This window comes from Streptococcus saliviloxodontae (assembly GCF_016908655.1).
Lineage (GTDB): Bacteria > Bacillota > Bacilli > Lactobacillales > Streptococcaceae > Streptococcus > Streptococcus saliviloxodontae.
Genome location: NZ_JAFBEI010000029.1, coordinates 15127 through 32540 on the forward strand (window position 1 = coordinate 15127; position 17414 = coordinate 32540).

The 17414-nt window shown below is 40.6% G+C and carries 19 protein-coding genes and 1 other annotated feature; of the genes, 17 read left to right on the forward strand and 2 right to left on the reverse strand.

Annotated features, from left to right (window positions below; translation table 11 throughout):
• The first annotated feature begins 77 nt into the window (after positions 1 to 77).
• Positions 78 to 797: an acetolactate decarboxylase gene (budA, locus tag JOC31_RS07155; protein ID WP_205017477.1), complete on the forward strand. Its 720-nt coding sequence runs from the start codon at positions 78 to 80 to the stop codon at positions 795 to 797.
• Positions 798 to 995: 198 nt separating this feature from the next.
• Here the strand turns inward: budA and JOC31_RS07160 are convergent, their stop codons facing one another.
• Complete coding sequence (locus JOC31_RS07160; protein WP_205017478.1) at positions 996 to 2648, reverse strand: Rqc2 family fibronectin-binding protein; 1653 nt, start codon at positions 2646 to 2648, stop codon at positions 996 to 998.
• Positions 2649 to 3035: 387 nt separating this feature from the next.
• Between JOC31_RS07160 and trpX the strand changes: the two genes are divergently transcribed.
• The 11 genes from trpX (at position 3036) to JOC31_RS07215 (ending at position 14400) form a co-directional block, all read left to right on the forward strand.
• Positions 3036 to 4037 (forward strand): tryptophan ABC transporter substrate-binding protein, encoded by a 1002-nt coding sequence (gene trpX, locus JOC31_RS07165; protein ID WP_205017479.1) that lies wholly within the window; start codon positions 3036 to 3038, stop codon positions 4035 to 4037.
• 16 nt (positions 4038 to 4053) lie between these two features.
• Entirely contained in the window at positions 4054 to 4923 is an 870-nt protein-coding gene (locus JOC31_RS07170) for an ABC transporter permease (protein ID WP_205017480.1), read from the forward strand.
• Entirely contained in the window at positions 4920 to 5678 is a 759-nt protein-coding gene (locus JOC31_RS07175) for an ABC transporter ATP-binding protein (protein WP_205017481.1), read from the forward strand. The genes JOC31_RS07170 and JOC31_RS07175 overlap by 4 nt, the downstream gene beginning before the upstream one ends.
• Positions 5679 to 5957: 279 nt before the next feature.
• On the forward strand, positions 5958 to 7619 hold the full coding sequence (locus JOC31_RS07180; RefSeq protein ID WP_205017482.1) for a ribonuclease J: 1662 nt from the start codon (positions 5958 to 5960) through the stop codon (positions 7617 to 7619).
• Positions 7620 to 7654: 35 nt separating this feature from the next.
• On the forward strand, positions 7655 to 8497 hold the full coding sequence (locus JOC31_RS07185; RefSeq protein WP_205017483.1) for a DUF6287 domain-containing protein: 843 nt from the start codon (positions 7655 to 7657) through the stop codon (positions 8495 to 8497).
• Positions 8498 to 8596: 99 nt separating this feature from the next.
• Entirely contained in the window at positions 8597 to 9379 is a 783-nt protein-coding gene (locus tag JOC31_RS07190) for an alpha/beta hydrolase (RefSeq protein WP_205017484.1), read from the forward strand.
• Between the two features lie 132 nt (positions 9380 to 9511).
• Positions 9512 to 10240, forward strand: a complete 729-nt coding sequence (locus JOC31_RS07195) for a matrixin family metalloprotease (protein ID WP_205017485.1) — start codon at positions 9512 to 9514, stop codon at positions 10238 to 10240.
• A gap of 14 nt (positions 10241 to 10254) precedes the next feature.
• Positions 10255 to 10623: a hypothetical protein gene (locus tag JOC31_RS07200; protein WP_205017486.1), complete on the forward strand. Its 369-nt coding sequence runs from the start codon at positions 10255 to 10257 to the stop codon at positions 10621 to 10623.
• Between the two features lie 83 nt (positions 10624 to 10706).
• A complete protein-coding gene (locus tag JOC31_RS07205) occupies positions 10707 to 12617 on the forward strand; it encodes an ABC transporter ATP-binding protein (protein WP_205017487.1) in 1911 nt (636 codons plus the stop codon).
• Positions 12618 to 12628: 11 nt separating this feature from the next.
• The gene (gene pepT / locus JOC31_RS07210) at positions 12629 to 13855 is read left to right on the forward strand and encodes a peptidase T (protein WP_205017488.1); all 1227 of its coding nucleotides are present in this window, start codon (positions 12629 to 12631) and stop codon (positions 13853 to 13855) included.
• 53 nt (positions 13856 to 13908) lie between these two features.
• On the forward strand, positions 13909 to 14400 hold the full coding sequence (locus tag JOC31_RS07215) for an EbsA family protein (protein WP_205017489.1): 492 nt from the start codon (positions 13909 to 13911) through the stop codon (positions 14398 to 14400).
• Here the strand turns inward: JOC31_RS07215 and JOC31_RS07220 are convergent.
• Positions 14387 to 14584 (reverse strand): ferredoxin, encoded by a 198-nt coding sequence (locus JOC31_RS07220; protein WP_205017490.1) that lies wholly within the window; start codon positions 14582 to 14584, stop codon positions 14387 to 14389. The genes JOC31_RS07215 and JOC31_RS07220 overlap by 14 nt on opposite strands.
• 84 nt (positions 14585 to 14668) lie before the next feature.
• Here JOC31_RS07220 and JOC31_RS07225 point away from each other — a divergent pair, with 84 nt between their 5' ends.
• The 5 genes from JOC31_RS07225 to rplT all read left to right on the forward strand — a co-directional run bounded on the left by JOC31_RS07225 (position 14669) and on the right by rplT (position 17172).
• The gene (locus JOC31_RS07225; RefSeq protein ID WP_338058838.1) at positions 14669 to 15115 is read left to right on the forward strand and encodes an SAG1386/EF1546 family surface-associated protein; all 447 of its coding nucleotides are present in this window, start codon (positions 14669 to 14671) and stop codon (positions 15113 to 15115) included.
• Positions 15116 to 15142: 27 nt separating this feature from the next.
• Entirely contained in the window at positions 15143 to 15823 is a 681-nt protein-coding gene (cmk, locus tag JOC31_RS07230) for a (d)CMP kinase (protein WP_205017492.1), read from the forward strand.
• A gap of 23 nt (positions 15824 to 15846) precedes the next feature.
• Positions 15847 to 15969, forward strand: a sequence feature (ribosomal protein L20 leader region).
• Between the two features lie 14 nt (positions 15970 to 15983).
• Complete coding sequence (gene infC / locus JOC31_RS07235) at positions 15984 to 16514, forward strand: translation initiation factor IF-3 (protein WP_050197415.1); 531 nt, start codon at positions 15984 to 15986, stop codon at positions 16512 to 16514.
• Between the two features lie 38 nt (positions 16515 to 16552).
• Positions 16553 to 16753: a 50S ribosomal protein L35 gene (gene rpmI / locus JOC31_RS07240; RefSeq protein ID WP_205017493.1), complete on the forward strand. Its 201-nt coding sequence runs from the start codon at positions 16553 to 16555 to the stop codon at positions 16751 to 16753.
• 59 nt (positions 16754 to 16812) lie between these two features.
• Complete coding sequence (gene rplT / locus JOC31_RS07245) at positions 16813 to 17172, forward strand: 50S ribosomal protein L20 (RefSeq protein WP_002885090.1); 360 nt, start codon at positions 16813 to 16815, stop codon at positions 17170 to 17172.
• Positions 17173 to 17414: the final 242 nt, after the last annotated feature.

The following is a 17414-nucleotide window of genomic DNA, read 5'->3' on the forward strand; positions in this document are numbered from 1 at the left end:
GATGTCAAAAGAGTGAGGAGAGCGTCGAAGCTCCTCTTCTTTCGTCTATAAGAATGATGATTTAGGAGAACTGTTTCATGTCAGAAGCAATTAAATTATTTCAGTACAACACCCTAGGTGCCCTGATGGCGGGATTGTACGGAGGCTCATTGACAATTGGAGAATTGTTAGAGCATGGAGATTTAGGAATTGGGACGCTGGATTCAATTGATGGCGAATTGATTATTCTTGATGGGAAAGCCTATCAAGCAAAGGGTTCAGATGGAAAACCAGAAGTCGTAGAGGTTTCTCATGATGAAAAAGTCCCTTATGCTGCGGTTGTTCCTCACCAAGCAGAAGTGATTTTCCGTCAACGTTTTGAGATGTCTGATAAAGAACTCCAAGAGCGTATTGAATCTTATTATGATGGTGTTAATTTGTTCCGTTCCATCAAGATCAAAGGACGTTTTAAAAAAATGCATGTCCGCATGATTCCGAAGTCTGCTCCAGATACCAAGTTTGCAGATGTTGCAACGCGTCAACCAGAGTACACAAAGGAAGAAGTCTCAGGTACCATTGTAGGTATTTGGACTCCGGAGATGTTCCATGGTGTTAGTGTTGCAGGCTATCATCTACACTTCATTTCAGATGACCATACATTTGGTGGACACGTTATGGACTTCATCATTGAAGAAGGTCTGATTGAGGTTGGGCCAGTCGATCAGCTCGATCAACGTTTCCCAGTGCAGGATCGCCAGTATCTTTTTGCCAAGTTTAATGTTGATGAAATGCGTGAAGACATTACTAAGAGTGAATAAGTATTCAGAAGGTTGGGACCGAAGTTCTAGCCTTCTCTTTTTATAACTGTTTGAAACAATCTGCGATTGATCTTATCCTTTTTATCAGAAGTGATGGACAGCTCACAAAAAGGATCCTAGTTCTGCTTGAACAGAAAATAAGTCTAGGATCCTTTTATTATCTAATTGGCTGTTATCGTTTTTTAGAAAGCAGAAATGTTAGTCGATTTTCATACGATTGATTTTCTCTTCTGTAGGTGTTACACGAAGTGTTTTTTGACCTGTGTAGGTTACAAAGCCAGGTTTAGCTCCGCTGGGTTTGTTGAGTTTTTTGGCTTCGATCATGTCCACTTGAACCAGGTTTGACAAGCGAGCTTTAGAGTAGTAGGCAGCCAGCTCAGCAGCATCCGTCTTGACCTCATCGCTAGGATTGAGATTATCCTTGATCAAAACATGACTGCCGGGAATATCTTTGGCGTGGAACCAAAGCTCACCTTTTTTAGCCATTTTAAAGGTCAATTCTTCATTTTGTAAGTTATTGCGCCCTACCATAATTATGGTCACACCATCAGAAGCAAGGTACTGTTCAGGTTTTTTACGCTTTTGACGTTTATCAGTAGAACGACGTTTCATAAAACCAGCCTGAACCAGTTCCTCACGAATCTCTCCGATTTCATCTCGATTGGCTTGAGTAAGGTTGTAATCCACGCTTTCAAAGTAATCGATGGTTTGCTTGGTTTCTTCAATCAGACCAGTCAAGTGCTTAACGGCTTCCTTGAGTTTTTGGTATTTTTTGAAATAGCGTTGCGCATTTTGATTGGGTGTAAGTGCGACATTGAGTGCAATAGCAATCTTTTCTCCAGTGTAGTAGTTATCAAGAGTGACACTATCTTTATTGTTTGGAACCATGCTCAGATAGGTGGTTAGTAGTTCACCTTTTTGACGGAGATCTTCAGCATTGTCAGTTGCAGCTAACTCAGCTTCTTGTTTGACAAGTTTTTTCCGATTCTTTTCTAATTCGTTTTGAACACGGTGGATAAGATCAGCCGCTTGTTGTGCAATACGGTCACGTTCAGCTTTTTCTTGATAGAAATAGTCCATGAGTTCTGATAAGCTGTCAAACTGCTCAAGGCTATCGCTAAAAGTAACAGCTGAAAAACTATTTTGAGTGATGTTTGGTTGCAATGGTCTTTGGAAGAAGTTACGGAAGTTTTTGAGTTTATCTGTTTCTAGTAGCAAAGACAATTCTTGAGCGGTATCACGACCTAAACCTTGAAAGAGTTTCTGAAGGTTACGGGCTTGTAGATCTTCTGTCTGCAAAATTTCAAAGAGCTTTTCATCAGCGATATCAAATGGATTTTTGGCATCAGTCTTTGGTGGTGCGATATAGGTTGATCCAGGTAGAATAGTACGGTATGAGTTTTGAGAGAAGCCGACGTGCTTGATGGATTCGATAATCTTGGATTCATTTTTATCAATAAGAATGATATTAGAATGTTTACCCATGATTTCAACGACTAAAGTAACCTTAATATCGTCTCCGATTTCATTTTTATTAGAAACCGTAAATTCGAGAATGCGATCATTTTCCACTTGATGGATGTCTTCAATGACAGCACCTTGAAGGTATTTTCGCATAATCATCGTATAGGTGTTAGGGTTTTGTGGGTTTTGAAAGTCAGCACTAGTTGTTTGAACACGACCGAATACAGGGTGGGCCGACAAGAGTAATTTGTAATTTTGGCGATTGTTACGGATAGTCAGGACTAATTCACGTTCAAAGGGTTGATTGACCTTTTGGATACGTCCGAAAAGTACCTGTTCACGTAATTCTTGAGTCAAATGGTGTAGAAAAAAACCGTCGAATGACATGACTTCCTCCTTTAGATTTTTCCTCTCATTATACCACAGTTTTTCAGAAAAAACGTAGTTAGCTTCTCTCAGAAGAGAGGCTTCTATTGGACTTAGAAAAAGTCAGAGATTAGAGAATGAAACAAACGCTTGCAATTTTTAGAAAATACTGTATAATATAATCAACTAACAGAAAGGAAGACTGATATGAACACACGACAACTCATGACATCATGGCGAGACTGGCGATAGATAGGTTGTATTTGTGTACTGTCATAGATACGACTTTTGTCATACAACAAAATCAAGTATCTATGCGCAGTTGGAGTTGGTCATAAAGAAGTTGCGCCTAGTTTAAAGACTAAGCGCTTTTTGTTTGCCATTCCATCAGAAAAAGAGAGGAGTCTTATGAAAAATAAACGTTTAATAGGGACCTTGGTCCTTTTAGCTCTGTTGACCGTCGGTTCTATTGCTTATGATAGTTTTGGCTTGGGAGGATCTTCGCAAGGAAAAACCGTTAAGGTGGGGATTTTGCAGTTTGTAACCCACGATGCCCTAGATGAAATCGAAAGAGGGATTGAGGATGGTCTGAAAGAAGCAGGTTATACTGGAGATAAGATTCAGTTGACTGTTTTGAATGCGGAAGCTGATCAATCTAAAATTCAGACCATGAGTAAACAATTGGTTAACGCCAAGAATGACGTGGTTATCGGGATTGCAACACCAGCAGCTCAAGGTTTAGCATCAGCGACTAGCGATATTCCTGTGGTGATGGGAGCTATCTCTGACCCAGTGGGAGCCAAATTAGTCAAAAATTTGAAGAAACCAGAGAAAAACGTGACGGGTGTATCTAACCAGGTGCCAATCAAACAGTCTGTTGAGCTCATTCGTGACATTACGCCAAACGTTAAGACGATTGGAGTCCTCTATGCTAGTAGCGAAGACAACTCAGTATCACAGGTTGCGGAGTTCAAAAAATACGCTAGCCAAGAAGGCTTCACAGTAGTTGAGTACGCAGTGCCATCAACCAATGAAATCACGACAACGATGAGTGTCATGGTTGGTAAGGTAGACGCCATTTGGACACCTCAAGATAATACGATTGCAAGTGCTTTTACAACAGTTGTATCAGCGGCTAATGAAGCTAAGATTCCTGTTTATACTAGTGTTGATACCATGGTTGAACAAGGTGGACTAGCTTCTGTTGCCCAAAGTCAATACGGTTTAGGAACAGAGACGGCTAAGATTGCTGTGGAACTGCTTAAAGGAAAGAAAGTAGCGGATGTTCCTGTCAAAGTTATTGATGACGGTACCCCAACTGTTAACTTGAAAGCAGCTAAGACACTGGGAATTACGATTCCAAAGAGTGTTTTAAAAACAGCGACAGTAGCTGTTAAGGCTGATAAATAGAAAAGAGGCGTTTAGGATGATTATTTCTTCAATGTCTCAAGGATTACTTTATGGTATCCTTGGACTCGGTATTTACTTGACCTTCCGTATCTTGGATTTTCCAGATCTGACAGCTGAAGGTTCATTTCCACTAGGTGGTGCGGTAGCGGTGACCCTCCTCAATCTTGGCTGGGACCCGATTTCTTCCACGATTGTGGCTGTTTTGGCAGGCTGTTTAGCAGGATTGCTGACAGGACTACTCTACACTAAGGGAAAAATCCCAACTATCTTGGCTGGTATCTTGGTGATGACTTCTCTTAACTCCATTATGCTGATGATTATGGGGCGTGCCAATCTTGGTCTTTTGGATATTAAGTCAATCCAAGATTTGCTACCATTTAGCGATAAATACAATCTGCTGATTGTTGGTTTGATTGCAGTGGCGCTTGTTACCGCTGCCTTGATTGCCTTTTTAAATACTCGTCTTGGCCAGGCTTACATTGCGACAGGTGATAACCGTGATATGGCTCGTAGTTTTGGTATCAGTACCGATCGCATGGAGGTGATGGGACTAATCTTATCAAATGGTTTGATTGCCTTATCTGGGGCTTTGATTAGCCAACAAGATGGCTATGCTGATGTCTCTAAAGGGATTGGTGTCATTGTCATTGGCTTAGCAAGCATCATTATCGGAGAGGTGGTCTATGCGACTAATTTGACTTTGTTAGAACGTTTGATTGCCATCGTGGTGGGTTCAATCTTCTACCAATTTTTAATCACGGCAGTAATCGCTCTTGGATTCAATACAAACTACCTCAAATTGTTTAGCGCACTTGTCCTTGCAATCTGTTTGATGACACCTGTTTTGCGTGAGAAAATAATCAAAGGAGCTAAGGTGACACGATGAAAAAAATTGTTGAATTAAAAGAAGCAACGGTTCAAGTCAATAACGGCTTCAATGAAAGCAAGACAATCTTGGACCACGTTAATTTGGATATCTATGAAGGTGACTTCTTAACTATTCTTGGTGGAAATGGTGCAGGGAAGTCAACCCTCTTCAATGTTATAGCGGGAACCTTGATGTTAACGAGCGGAAAGATTTTCGTCGCAGGCGTAGATGTTACCCATGTTCCCGCGGAGAAACGCGCTAAATACTTGGCTCGTGTCTTCCAAGATCCTAAAATGGGAACAGCGCCTCGTATGACAGTTGCTGAAAATCTCTTGATTGCTAAGTATCGTGGTGAAAAACGAGGTTTTGTATCTCGTCGTATCCACCTCCATAAGGATGAGTTCCAAACCTTAATCAATAAAATTGGAAATGGTATTGAAAATCATCTAGATACGCCGACAGGTCTCTTGTCAGGTGGACAGCGTCAGGCACTCAGCCTTTTGATGTCAACTATCAAGCGTCCAGAGTTACTTCTTTTGGATGAACACACAGCAGCCCTTGATCCTAAGACAAGTGTCGCTCTAATGGAGTTGACAAATCAGTTTGTATCTGATGATCATTTGACAGCGCTAATGATCACCCATCACATGGAAGACGCCCTCAAGTATGGTAACCGTCTTCTTGTCATGAAAGATGGTCGTGTGATCCAAGACTTAGCAGCAAAAGAAAAAGCAGAAATGACAATCGCGGATTACTACTCTATTTTCGAGTAGACTAATTTTAACGGTAACTGAAAATCACGAAAAAGGTTAGAACGTCTGTTCTAGTCTTTTTTTGTAATTGCTATTTCCTTATAGGACTGTTTGTTCTTACCAGTTACCCACGTGCTTTATTCTTAAACCTAGTGGACTTTAGAAATTTGTAGAAAAATGTGGTATAATGAGATTGCTGTAATTCGACTTGCTAACGTGCAAGGACCGTGAGTAATCAAAAAGTAGAGATAGCCTAAGATGCTCTGCTATTTATCAAAAAAATCAAAGGAGATTATCGTCATGAGCGATATTAAAATCATAGCCCTTGGTGGTGTCCGTGAAAACGGTAAAAACCTTTATCTGGCAGAAGTCAATGATTCGATTTTTGTTTTGGATGCTGGTTTGAAATATCCTGAAAATGAACAACTCGGTGTTGATGTTGTCATTCCAAACCTAGACTACCTCATTGAAAATAAAGATCGTGTGCAAGGGATTTTCTTGACACACGGGCACGCCGATGCCATCGGAGCCTTGCCTTATCTTATCCAGCAAGTGAAGGTTCCTGTTTTTGGTTCTCAGTTAACGATTGAGTTGGCCAAATTATTTGTTAAAAATAACGGTAATATCAAAAAGTACAACAATTTCCATGTTGTTGATGCTGAGACAGAGATTGAGTTTGGTGATGCGGTCATTTCATTCTTTAAAACAACCCACTCTATTCCAGAGAGTCTTGGGATTGTTGTTGGAACAGATGAAGGAAACATTGTTTACACAGGTGACTTTAAGTTTGACCAAGCTGCTCGCCCTTACTACCAAACAGACCTTGCCCGCCTGACAGAGATTGGACGCGAAGGCGTTTTGGCCTTGCTGTCTGATTCTGCCAATGCTACAAGTACCATTCAGACTGCTAGTGAGTCAGAAGTTGGTCTCGAGATTGATAACGTCATCGCTGACGCAGAAGGACGTGTTGTCGTTGCGGCTGTCGCTTCCAACTTGGTCCGTATCCAACAGGTGTTTGACGCTGCTGCAAAATATGGCCGTCGTGTTGTTTTGACTGGATTTGATGTTGAAAATATTGTCCGTACAGCCATTCGTCTTAAAAAGCTGTCACTTGATAGCGATAAAATCATTATTAAGCCGAAAGAAATGGCCAAATATGAAGACCATGAACTTCTTGTGCTTGAAACAGGTCGTATGGGAGAGCCTATCAATGGACTTCAAAAAATGGCGATTGGACGTCACCGTTATGTCCAAATTAAAGATGGTGATTTGGTATTCATCGTAACAACTCCAAGCATCGCTAAAGAAGCAGTGGTGGCGCGTGTTGAAAACTTGATTTACAAAGCAGGTGGCTCAGTAAAACTTATTACACAGAATCTTCGTGTGTCAGGTCATGCAAATGGGCGCGACCTACAATTGATGATCAATCTTCTTCAACCCAAGTACTTGTTCCCTATTCAAGGGGAGTACCGCGATCTTCAAGCGCATGCCGAATTGGCAGAAGAGCTAGGTAAGTTCCCAGAAGATATCTACATTGTCAAACGTGGTGACATCATGCACTTATCCGACCAAGGATTCTTACATGAAGGAGCAGTGTCAGCTGGTGATGTGATGATTGATGGTAATGCTATTGGAGATGTCGGAAATATTGTTCTGCGTGACCGCAAGGTCTTGTCAGAGGATGGTATTTTCATTGTTGCGATTACAGTCAACAAGAAGGAAAAGAAAATTATCTCTAAGGCTAAAGTGAACACACGTGGCTTTGTTTATGTGAAGAAGAGTAGAGATATTTTACGCGAGTCAGCTGACCTGGTTAACACAACAGTCGAAAACTACTTGGCTCAAGATACCTTTGATTGGGGAGAGCTAAAAGGTGCTGTGCGTGATGAAGTCAGCAAGTTCCTATTCGAACAAACAAAACGACGCCCAGCTATTTTGCCAGTTGTTATGGAAGTTCGTTAAGAATGACTGCTAACTGAGTTTTAGGGATAAAGAGTATGAAAAGGAAGAACATTGTTATCGGCAGTTTAGTATTATTGGTCGTTGTTGTATGCTATCTTGGCTTTGCTTTTTGGAATAGGAGTGAGCAAAATGATAGTAATAGCAATGTCCCTAGTACCAGCACATCGTTAAATAGGAGTAGTTCTCAAGCAACTGTTAGTTCTAGTTCTGTTAATAGTAGCTCTTCTTCAAGTGTTGCGACTGATGCTAGTAGAGTTAGTGGAGAAAGCAATAATAGTCAAGTAGAAAGAGATAAGACCTATAGCGTGATTGCTGACGTGGTCTATTTGCGAGTATCTGCTAGTCTATCTGCTTCGATAGTTACGCAAGTCACGGCAGGAACTACTTTAAAGGTCTTAGAAACGGTTCAAGGAGATAGCTATAACGGTAGTAAAACTTGGGGTCGTGTGTCTTATAATGGTGTGACTGCTTATGTATGGCTTGGAGCATTGCAAGAGATAACAGAGAGTGCTACCGAAAGTTCTTCTTCGTCTAGCATACAAGATATTGATATAGATGCTATCTTGCAAGGCAACTACTCTAGCTTAGCTGGTACGTGGAGGAACGGCAGTGGACAGACAATGGTTATCTCTAGCGATGGTACGGTTCACAGTAATGGTTCACAATTAGATGAACATTTAAGTGGTGGTTCTACCAATAGTTATACAGGGATGCCTTATGTTGGTATTACTAATGGCTATACAGGAGCTATGATTGTCTTATTTGCTATTGGAGACCAAAACCCTGTAGGCGATAACACCGACACCTCACGGCCTCGTTTGGCAGGTACACAGAATTCTCAGAGTTTTACATATGAAATGTATTATTACCGTGAATAGCTTACTAGACATTTGGTTTGAATTCTAAAATAATCGTTACTACAATAGACAACAATTTGGCAGGTTTTCCTGCCTTTTTTATAAGAAAAGGAGAATGTAATGGCTTTATTTCACATTGAGTATAGTTCAGAGGTTCTAGGTCAGTATCGCCAAGTGGTGGTACTCTATCCTGATTATGATCAGGTCAGTCCAGAAGAGAGAGATGATACAGATATTCCGGTACTCTATCTCCTTCATGGTATGGGAGGCAACCAGAACTCTTGGACCTCTCGGACAAATCTAGAGCGTTTGGTGCGTAAAACGAATCTGATTATTATCATGCCAAACTCAGACAATGCCTGGTATACGGATACACAGTACGGTGCACCTTATTACACGGCTATCTGTCAAGAGCTTCCAAAGGTTATGAAACGCTTCTTTCCTAATATGACAACCAAGCGTGAAAAGACCTTTATTGCGGGCCTATCTATGGGAGGCTACGGTGCTTTTAAGTTAGCCATGCTTAGCAATCAGTTTGCCTTTGCAGGCTCTTTTTCAGGAGCCCTCTCAATGGACACTTCTCTAAGAACCAATACTGACAATGATATTAAGTACTGGGCGGGATTGTTTGGAAGCGATGAGGCATTTGATGGTAGTGAAAATAATTTGGTTAATGCTGCTAAAAAAGCTGATGGTAAAACGCAATGGTATGCTTGGTGTGGTTATGAGGACTTTCTCTACCCAGCAAATGAAAAAGCGATAGCTTCATTTAGAGAGCTAGGTCTCGACATTGATTATCGTAATGACCACGGGACTCATGATTGGTATTATTGGGAACGTCAAGTGGAAGTTTTTCTGGAAATGTTACCGATTAATTATGTTAAAGAAGAACGTTTATCTTAGGAAGATTGATTATTTGTGACAGATATTACAGTCTGTTTTCATCTTAGGTGCAAGTGGTAGAAAGGCTTGCATTTTGATTTTGGGGTTGCTATACTAAATATCTCTAAAAAGATTTTGAAGGAAGTATTAGTAGTGAGATTATTGTTTAACTTTCTTTTCTTTATCCCACGTTTGGTGGTGAAGATCATTTGGCAGCTGATTTGGAGCTTGATCAAAATAGGAAGTTTGTTTGCCATAGTTGTGTTACTCTTATTGTTTTACGCCCAAAATAGTAATTCTGCCTTGGCTAACCAGATTTCAACCTTTTCAAATAATCTATCAACGTATTTCAACAGTGAAGACATGGAGGACGTTGCTAGTGACGTCACCGAAGTCGTTTCAAACTTAAAGACAGACCATTATTCTAATATGGGATCAACGAGATGGTCACAAAAAACGGCTACGGTTTATATTGCAACCCAGGATGAAACGTTGATTTCTGCTTATAAGGAAGCCATCTCGAATTGGAACAGTACAGGTGCATTTACCTTCACAATGACCTCAGACCAAAACAAAGCAGATATTATTGCTACGGACTACTCAGATAAGGCCAGTCAAGCAGCAGGTTTAGCTAATACAACTACTGATATGTTAACCAACCGTATCACCCATGTTGAGGTAATGCTAAATACCTATTACCTAACCTCAGATAGCTTTGGCTATACCTATGAGCGTATTGTGAATACAGCAGAGCATGAATTGGGACATGCCATTGGATTAGACCATGATGATAGCCAGCAGTCAGTCATGCAATCATCAGGTTCTTACTACGGTATCCAGACGACGGATATCACAACTGTTCAAAAACTTTATACAAGCTAGAAAAAAGGACTATTATGATTCGACAGATTCGAAAATTTGTAAAAAAATACCCAGAACAGGCTTTCTTATTCCTCTTTAATACAGGAATCTTTGCTTGGCTTCAGACGACAGGCTTAATGATAGCTAACAAATTGGGTGTTCAACTTCAGGTTGTTCAAGAATTGATACCTGAATGGTTACGATTATTGGTCGGTAACTCAGTATCTTCATTGCAGACCTATTTTGGAAGTGGCGCAGTATCCTGGTTGGTGATTTCTATGGTATTAACCGTAGTGATTCGCTTCATCACAGGTATCGTCAAGAACATCATATTGATTCTTATCATTCTTATTGGGCTCTATTTGGTTATTAAAAATTATACCATTTTGACTCAATTGATTTAAAAAGACAACTGGATTTCGTACGAAGTCTAGTTTTTCTTATTTCCTCAATTCAAAAAATGTGTCTTTTTTGATAAAATAGAAGCATGATTATTTTACAAGCTAATAAAATAGAACGCTCTTTTTCAGGAGATGTTCTCTTTGACAATATCAGTTTACAAGTTGATGAAAGAGACCGTATTGCTCTTGTTGGTCGCAACGGTGCAGGGAAGTCAACCTTACTTAAAATTTTGGTTGGCGAAGAGGCACCGACTAGCGGTGAGCTTAATCTCAAGCGTGACCTCTCACTGTCTTACCTAGCACAAGACAGCCGTTTTGAGTCTAACAATACTATTTACGATGAGATGCTTCATGTCTTTGATGAGCTTAGAAAGACAGAAAATCAGCTCCGTCGCATGGAGTTGCAAATGGCAGAGCTGACTGGCAGTGATTTGGATAAGCTAATGACGGACTACGACCGTTTGTCAGAGCATTTTAGACAGGCTGGTGGTTTTACCTACGAGAGTGACATCAAAAACATTCTCAACGGTTTTAAGTTTGACCAGACCATGTGGGAGATGCCAATTTCAGACCTTTCGGGTGGTCAAAACACCCGCTTGGCGCTAGCCAAGATGCTCTTGGAAAAGCCAGAACTTCTGGTCTTGGACGAGCCGACCAACCACCTGGACATTGAGACCATTGCTTGGCTGGAAAATTACCTCATCAATTACCAAGGTGCCCTTATCATCGTCAGTCACGACCGTTATTTCTTGGATAAGGTAGCGACGGTCACACTTGATTTGACAACGCATTCGCTAGACCGCTATGTGGGAAATTACTCTCAGTTCATGGACATGAAAGCTGAGAAATTAGCGACAGAAGAAAAAAACTTTGAAAAGCAACAGAAAGAAATTGCCAAATTAGAAGAGTTTGTTCAGCGTAACATTGTCAGAGCGTCAACGACCAAACGTGCCCAAGCCCGCCGTAAGCAATTAGAGAAGATGGAACGTTTGGACAAGCCAACAGCTGCTCAGAAGTCTGCCAACATGACTTTCCACGCTGAGAAACCGTCAGGAAATGTTGTCTTGACAGTGGCGGATGCCGCTATCGGTTATGATGGAGATGTTTTAGCCAAGCCAATCACGCTGGACGTTAAAAAGCTAGATGCCATTGCCATTGTTGGTCCAAATGGTATCGGAAAATCAACCTTCATTAAGTCAATTGTCGGCAAAATTCCTTTTATTGAGGGAGCGGCGACTTACGGAGCCAATGTGGAGACTGGCTATTATGACCAGACCCAGTCTAATTTGACGCGTACTAATACGGTACTGGATGAACTTTGGAATGATTTTTCAAGCACAGCAGAAGTTGAGATTCGAAACCGTCTAGGCGCCTTTCTCTTCTCAGGAGACGACGTTAAAAAGACAGTTAGCATGCTATCTGGTGGTGAAAAAGCTCGCCTCCTCTTAGCCAAACTGTCTATGGAAAATAACAATTTCCTCATCTTGGACGAGCCGACCAACCACTTGGACATTGACAGCAAGGAAGTTTTGGAAAACGCCTTGATTGATTTTGACGGCACGTTGCTTTTTGTCAGCCACGACCGTTACTTTATCAATCGTGTCGCCACTAAGGTTCTCGAAATCTCAGAAGAAGGCTCGACCCTCTATCTAGGTGACTATGATTACTATGTGACCAAAAAGGCAGAGCTGGAAGAGTTGGCTCAGCTAACAGCACCAAAAGAGGAAACTCAGCAGGCAGAGACTTCAGCGGGGGCTAGCGACTACGAACAGCAAAAGGCAAGCCAGAAAGAACGCCGCAAATTAATTCGCCGTATCAGCGAGATTGAGGAGAAATTGGAAAGCTTAGAAAACCGAGAGACCGAAATCAATGCTGCTATGCTAGAGACCAATGATCTCGGTCAGCTCAGCGATTTCCAAAAAGAACTAGAAACGATCCAAGAAGACCAACTGCTCTTAATGGAGGAGTGGGAAGAACTCAGCCAGCAAATGGATTAAAGGAGATAAGAATGACATATGATAACCTACTAGAGCGTTTTTTGACCTACGTCAAAGTCAATACACGCAGTGATGAAACCAGTACCACAACGCCGACAACTCAGAGTCAAGTCGACTTTGCTCTCAATATCTTAAAACCAGAAATGGAAGCCGTCGGTTTAACAGATATCCACTACTTACCATCAAATGGCTATATTGTGGGAACCTTGCCAGCCAATGATCCGAATTTGACCCGAAAAATCGGTTTTATCTCACACATGGATACAGCGGATTTCAACGCTGATGGCATCTCACCTCAAGTGATAGAAAATTATGATGGCAAGCCTATCACACTTGGTCAGTCAGGATTTGAGTTGGATCCTAAAGATTTTCCGAATTTGACCAATTATTTAGGACAAACCTTGATTACGACAGATGGCACGACCCTACTTGGAGCTGATGATAAGTCAGGTATAGCTGAAATCATGACAGCTATCGAGTATTTGACCAAACACCCAGAAATCAAGCACTGTGAGATTCGTGTTGGTTTTGGTCCAGATGAGGAGATCGGTATCGGTGCCAACAAATTTGATGTTGACGATTTTGATGTTGATTTTGCCTATACTGTTGATGGTGGGCCTTTGGGAGAGTTGCAGTACGAGACTTTCAGTGCCGCCGCAGCCCACATTGACTTCATGGGACGAAATGTCCACCCTGGAACTGCTAAGGATCAGATGATCAATGCCTTGCAGTTAGCTGTGGATTTTCATAACCAACTTCCATCGTCAGATCGTCCGGAAAAGACCGACGGTTATCAAGGTTTTTACCATTTGATGGACTTGTCAGGGACAGTGGAGCAGGCCGAGGCTGCCTATATCATTCGTGATTTTGAAGATGAGTCTTTTGAAAATCGCAAAGCCTTGATGTTAGCAATCGCTAGCAAGATGAATGAAGAGCTTGGTCAAGACCGTGTCCAAGTCAAACTCAATGACCAGTATTACAATATGAAAAAAGTCATTGAAAAAGACATGACACCGATTGAAATTGCCAAGGCTGTTATGGAAAATCTTGACATCAAACCTATTATCGAGCCAATCCGTGGCGGTACTGACGGCTCAAAAATCTCTTTCATGGGTATTCCAACCCCTAATATCTTTGCTGGTGGCGAAAACATGCACGGTCGTTTTGAATACGTCAGTCTGCAAACCATGGAAAAAGCAGTCGATGTTATCATAGGGATTGTCTCATTTTTAGGCTAATCTATTGAAAATGCCCTAAATTATGATAGAATGGGTAAGATGGGAGAATCAGTATGATTAAAATTTTCGGCAAAGTCAGATACCACTGGCAACCTGAGTTGACTTGGTTTATCATCTACTGGTCAATTACAATAATGCCAATATTTATAGGTCTTTCTCTTTTATATGAGAGAACTAAGATACCTAATAGCATATTTTTCTTATTTGCTATCTTTATTGTTTTGTTCAGTCTGGGATTTCATCGTTATTTCCTAATACCAGGTGATGGAAATGTAAAAATCGTATCGCTTAATCCATTTAAACCTTCTAAAGTCGCTATTGGTGATATCAAAAAAGTAGAAGTCACTAAATCGACACTAACCTTGATTTTGGCAAGTGAGAAACAGCATATCTTTTATATGCGAAAATGGCCTAAAAAATATTTTTTAGATGATTTAGCCTTACAGCCTGAATTTCGAGGTGAGGTAGAGTTGCTTGATAATTTCACCAAACTGGATTATTTTGATAGTTATCAAAAGGACAAAAAAGCTCTTACAAAATCGTAAGAGCCTTAGTTGGACAAGCTTTAACAGCTGTTAAGGTATCGAGATCATCATCAGAAGTTTCGCAGACCGATTGGTCTGTCTGAGAGAAGGTGACAATACCATTATCATCATAATCAAAAAAAGGTGAATAGGTTTGACACAAACCACAAGCGATACATTTATCAGAAACAATAGAAACTTTCATGTAGTCTATTGTAATACGATTTAGAGAAAGAAACAAGGGGGAACTAGGGTGAAGACACCAGAGAAAAAAGAAAAAGAACAAGGTATTGTTGAGAAAGCGAAGAATATCGGTTCTAAGAAGATTCCAATGATTAGTACACCAATTTTAACATTGTTGTTGAGTCTCTTCTTTATCATTGCGGTTACAGTACTCTTCTTTGTCTTGTATATGTCAAACGGTGGAAGTGATGAAACAACTGCGACATCTGGCTTTTATTCATCAAGCACCGTGAGTCAGGATAGCACAACGTCTGATTCTGAAACTACGACAGAGTCATCAAGCTCAGAAACCACAGAAAGCTCAAGTGATTCAGAAAGTGAAACATCAAGCAGTTCAAATGGTACGACTATAACTGTTTTATCAGGTGAAGGAGCAGCCTCAATTGCTGCGCGTGCAGGTATATCTGTTGATAAACTTGAATCATTGAACCCAAGCCATATGACGATGGGATACTGGTATGCTAATCCAGGTGACCAAGTCTATATCGACTAAGGCGATTAGAGATTAAAAGAGGACATCATGAAAAAAATTACAATTGCAATTGATGGTCCAGCCTCAAGTGGAAAAAGTACAGTAGCCAAGATTATTGCTAAAAATCTTGGCTATACTTATCTTGATACTGGTGCCATGTATCGTTCGGCGACTTATCTAGCTCTTCAAAATAATTTAACAGAAAAAGATGTGCCAGCTATTTTAGAACAGTTAGCACAACATCCAATTTCATTTGCTAAAGCATCTGATGGAAGCCAATTGGTCTATGTTGGTGATCGTGATATTACCGCTCCTATCCGTGACAATCAAGTGACCAACAATGTATCTTGGGTTGCGGCTATTCCAGAAGTTCGTGAGGAACTGGTGGCACAGCAACGCCGTATTGCTGAGACTGGCGCTATCATCATGGATGGGCGTGATATTGGAACAGTGGTCTTGCCACAGGCAGAGTTAAAAATCTTCTTGATTGCTTCTGTGGAAGAAAGAGCAGAGCGACGTTTCAAGGAAAATCAAGAAAAAGGTATCCAAACGGATTTCGAAACCTTAAAAAAAGAAATCGCAGACCGCGACTACAAGGATAGTCATCGCAAGGTTTCTCCGCTTAAAGCAGCAGATGATGCCATCACCTTTGATACGACAGGTGTAGATATCCAAGGTGTCGTAGACTTTATTCAAGAAAAAGCGCAAAAAATTATTGACAAAGGTTAATCTCAATGTTATACTAATAACAATGAGAAAAGTAGAAGTGAGAACTTCTCGCCTTGCGACTTAGGTTGTCTGGCCCTACATGTCAAATCCTTTTGGGATATAATATGTGCGGGCTTGGTTTATCAGGTCCGCTTTTGGTTTTCTCTAAAAAAATGAAGAGGTGAAGATCATAGCTAAGAAAGATCTATTCATCAACGACGAGATTCGTGTTCGCGAAGTTCGTCTAGTTGGTCTTGAAGGTGAACAATTGGGAATCAAACCTTTGTCAGAAGCACAAGCGATTGCTGATGATGCTAATGTTGACTTAGTTTTAATCCAGCCACAAGCTACGCCACCCGTTGCTAAAATTATGGACTATGGTAAGTTCAAGTTTGAGTATCAAAAGAAACAAAAAGAACAACGTAAAAAACAAAGCGTTGTGACAGTTAAGGAAGTTCGTCTTAGTCCTGTTATTGATAAGGGTGACTTTGAAACAAAACTTCGTAACGGTCGTAAGTTCCTTGAAAAAGGAAACAAAGTTAAAGTTTCTATCCGATTTAAAGGTCGTATGATTACTCACAAAGAAATTGGAGCAAAGGTATTGGCCGAGTTTGCTGAAGCAACGCAAGATATTGCGATTATTGAGCAACGTGCTAAGATGGATGGACGCCAGATGTTTATGCAACTTGCACCAATTTCTGACAAAAAATAAATTGTCACAAGAACTATTTTAAGAGGAGAATTTTTAAAATGCCAAAACAAAAAACACACCGCGCATCAGCTAAACGTTTCAAACGTACAGGTTCAGGTGGATTGAAACGCTTCCGTGCCTTCACATCTCACCGTTTCCACGGTAAAACTAAAAAACAACGTCGTCACCTTCGTAAAGCATCAATGGTGCATTCAGGAGACTTCAAACGTATTAAATCAATGCTTACTCGCCTTAAATAATAAGGTATTCCAGTAAACATTACACAAACAGATTAAGAATTATTCGGAGGAAAATATAAATGGCTCGTGTTAAAGGTGGCGTTGTATCACGCAAACGTCGTAAACGTGTATTGAAACTTGCTAAAGGTTACTATGGTGCAAAACACATCTTGTTCCGTACTGCAAAAGAACAAGTAATGAACTCTTACTACTATGCATACCGTGACCGTCGTCAGAAAAAACGTGATTTCCGTAAACTTTGGATTACTCGTATCAATGCAGCTGCACGTTTGAACGGTTTGTCATACTCACAATTGATGCATGGTTTGAAACTTGCTGAAATCGAAGTTAACCGTAAAATGCTTGCTGACTTAGCAGTTAATGATGCAGCAGCTTTTACAGCTCTTGCAGATGCTGCTAAAGCAAAACTTGGTAAATAATTACTAACAATTGGAAAAAACCTTAGTTCCTGTGTGATACAGGACTAAGTTTTTTATTTTATGTCGTTGACTTTTGTTGTCATAGAAGATATTAGTGACTAATCATAAATGGGATTGAAACTATCTGTATTCTTGTCTGTTTCATTATATGGCTCTATAATTTCTGTAGTGGGTAAATCTCATTCAGATATTGTAGGGCTTTTTAGCGGTATGAAAAAAGCCCCACATGACTTATAATGAAA

What these genes read in the sequence shown, in the direction of transcription:
- budA (WP_205017477.1), top strand. Translation starts at nt 78, where the DNA reads ATGTCAGAAGCAATTAAATTATTTCAGTACAACACCCTAGGTGCCCTG.
- JOC31_RS07160 (WP_205017478.1), bottom strand. Translation starts at nt 2,648, where the DNA reads ATGTCATTCGACGGTTTTTTTCTACACCATTTGACTCAAGAATTACGT.
- trpX (WP_205017479.1), top strand. Translation starts at nt 3,036, where the DNA reads ATGAAAAATAAACGTTTAATAGGGACCTTGGTCCTTTTAGCTCTGTTG.
- JOC31_RS07170 (WP_205017480.1), top strand. Translation starts at nt 4,054, where the DNA reads ATGATTATTTCTTCAATGTCTCAAGGATTACTTTATGGTATCCTTGGA.
- JOC31_RS07175 (WP_205017481.1), top strand. Translation starts at nt 4,920, where the DNA reads ATGAAAAAAATTGTTGAATTAAAAGAAGCAACGGTTCAAGTCAATAAC.
- JOC31_RS07180 (WP_205017482.1), top strand. Translation starts at nt 5,958, where the DNA reads ATGAGCGATATTAAAATCATAGCCCTTGGTGGTGTCCGTGAAAACGGT.
- JOC31_RS07185 (WP_205017483.1), top strand. Translation starts at nt 7,655, where the DNA reads ATGAAAAGGAAGAACATTGTTATCGGCAGTTTAGTATTATTGGTCGTT.
- JOC31_RS07190 (WP_205017484.1), top strand. Translation starts at nt 8,597, where the DNA reads ATGGCTTTATTTCACATTGAGTATAGTTCAGAGGTTCTAGGTCAGTAT.
- JOC31_RS07200 (WP_205017486.1), top strand. Translation starts at nt 10,255, where the DNA reads ATGATTCGACAGATTCGAAAATTTGTAAAAAAATACCCAGAACAGGCT.
- JOC31_RS07205 (WP_205017487.1), top strand. Translation starts at nt 10,707, where the DNA reads ATGATTATTTTACAAGCTAATAAAATAGAACGCTCTTTTTCAGGAGAT.
- pepT (WP_205017488.1), top strand. Translation starts at nt 12,629, where the DNA reads ATGACATATGATAACCTACTAGAGCGTTTTTTGACCTACGTCAAAGTC.
- JOC31_RS07215 (WP_205017489.1), top strand. Translation starts at nt 13,909, where the DNA reads ATGATTAAAATTTTCGGCAAAGTCAGATACCACTGGCAACCTGAGTTG.
- JOC31_RS07220 (WP_205017490.1), bottom strand. Translation starts at nt 14,584, where the DNA reads ATGAAAGTTTCTATTGTTTCTGATAAATGTATCGCTTGTGGTTTGTGT.
- cmk (WP_205017492.1), top strand. Translation starts at nt 15,143, where the DNA reads ATGAAAAAAATTACAATTGCAATTGATGGTCCAGCCTCAAGTGGAAAA.
- rpmI (WP_205017493.1), top strand. Translation starts at nt 16,553, where the DNA reads ATGCCAAAACAAAAAACACACCGCGCATCAGCTAAACGTTTCAAACGT.
- rplT (WP_002885090.1), top strand. Translation starts at nt 16,813, where the DNA reads ATGGCTCGTGTTAAAGGTGGCGTTGTATCACGCAAACGTCGTAAACGT.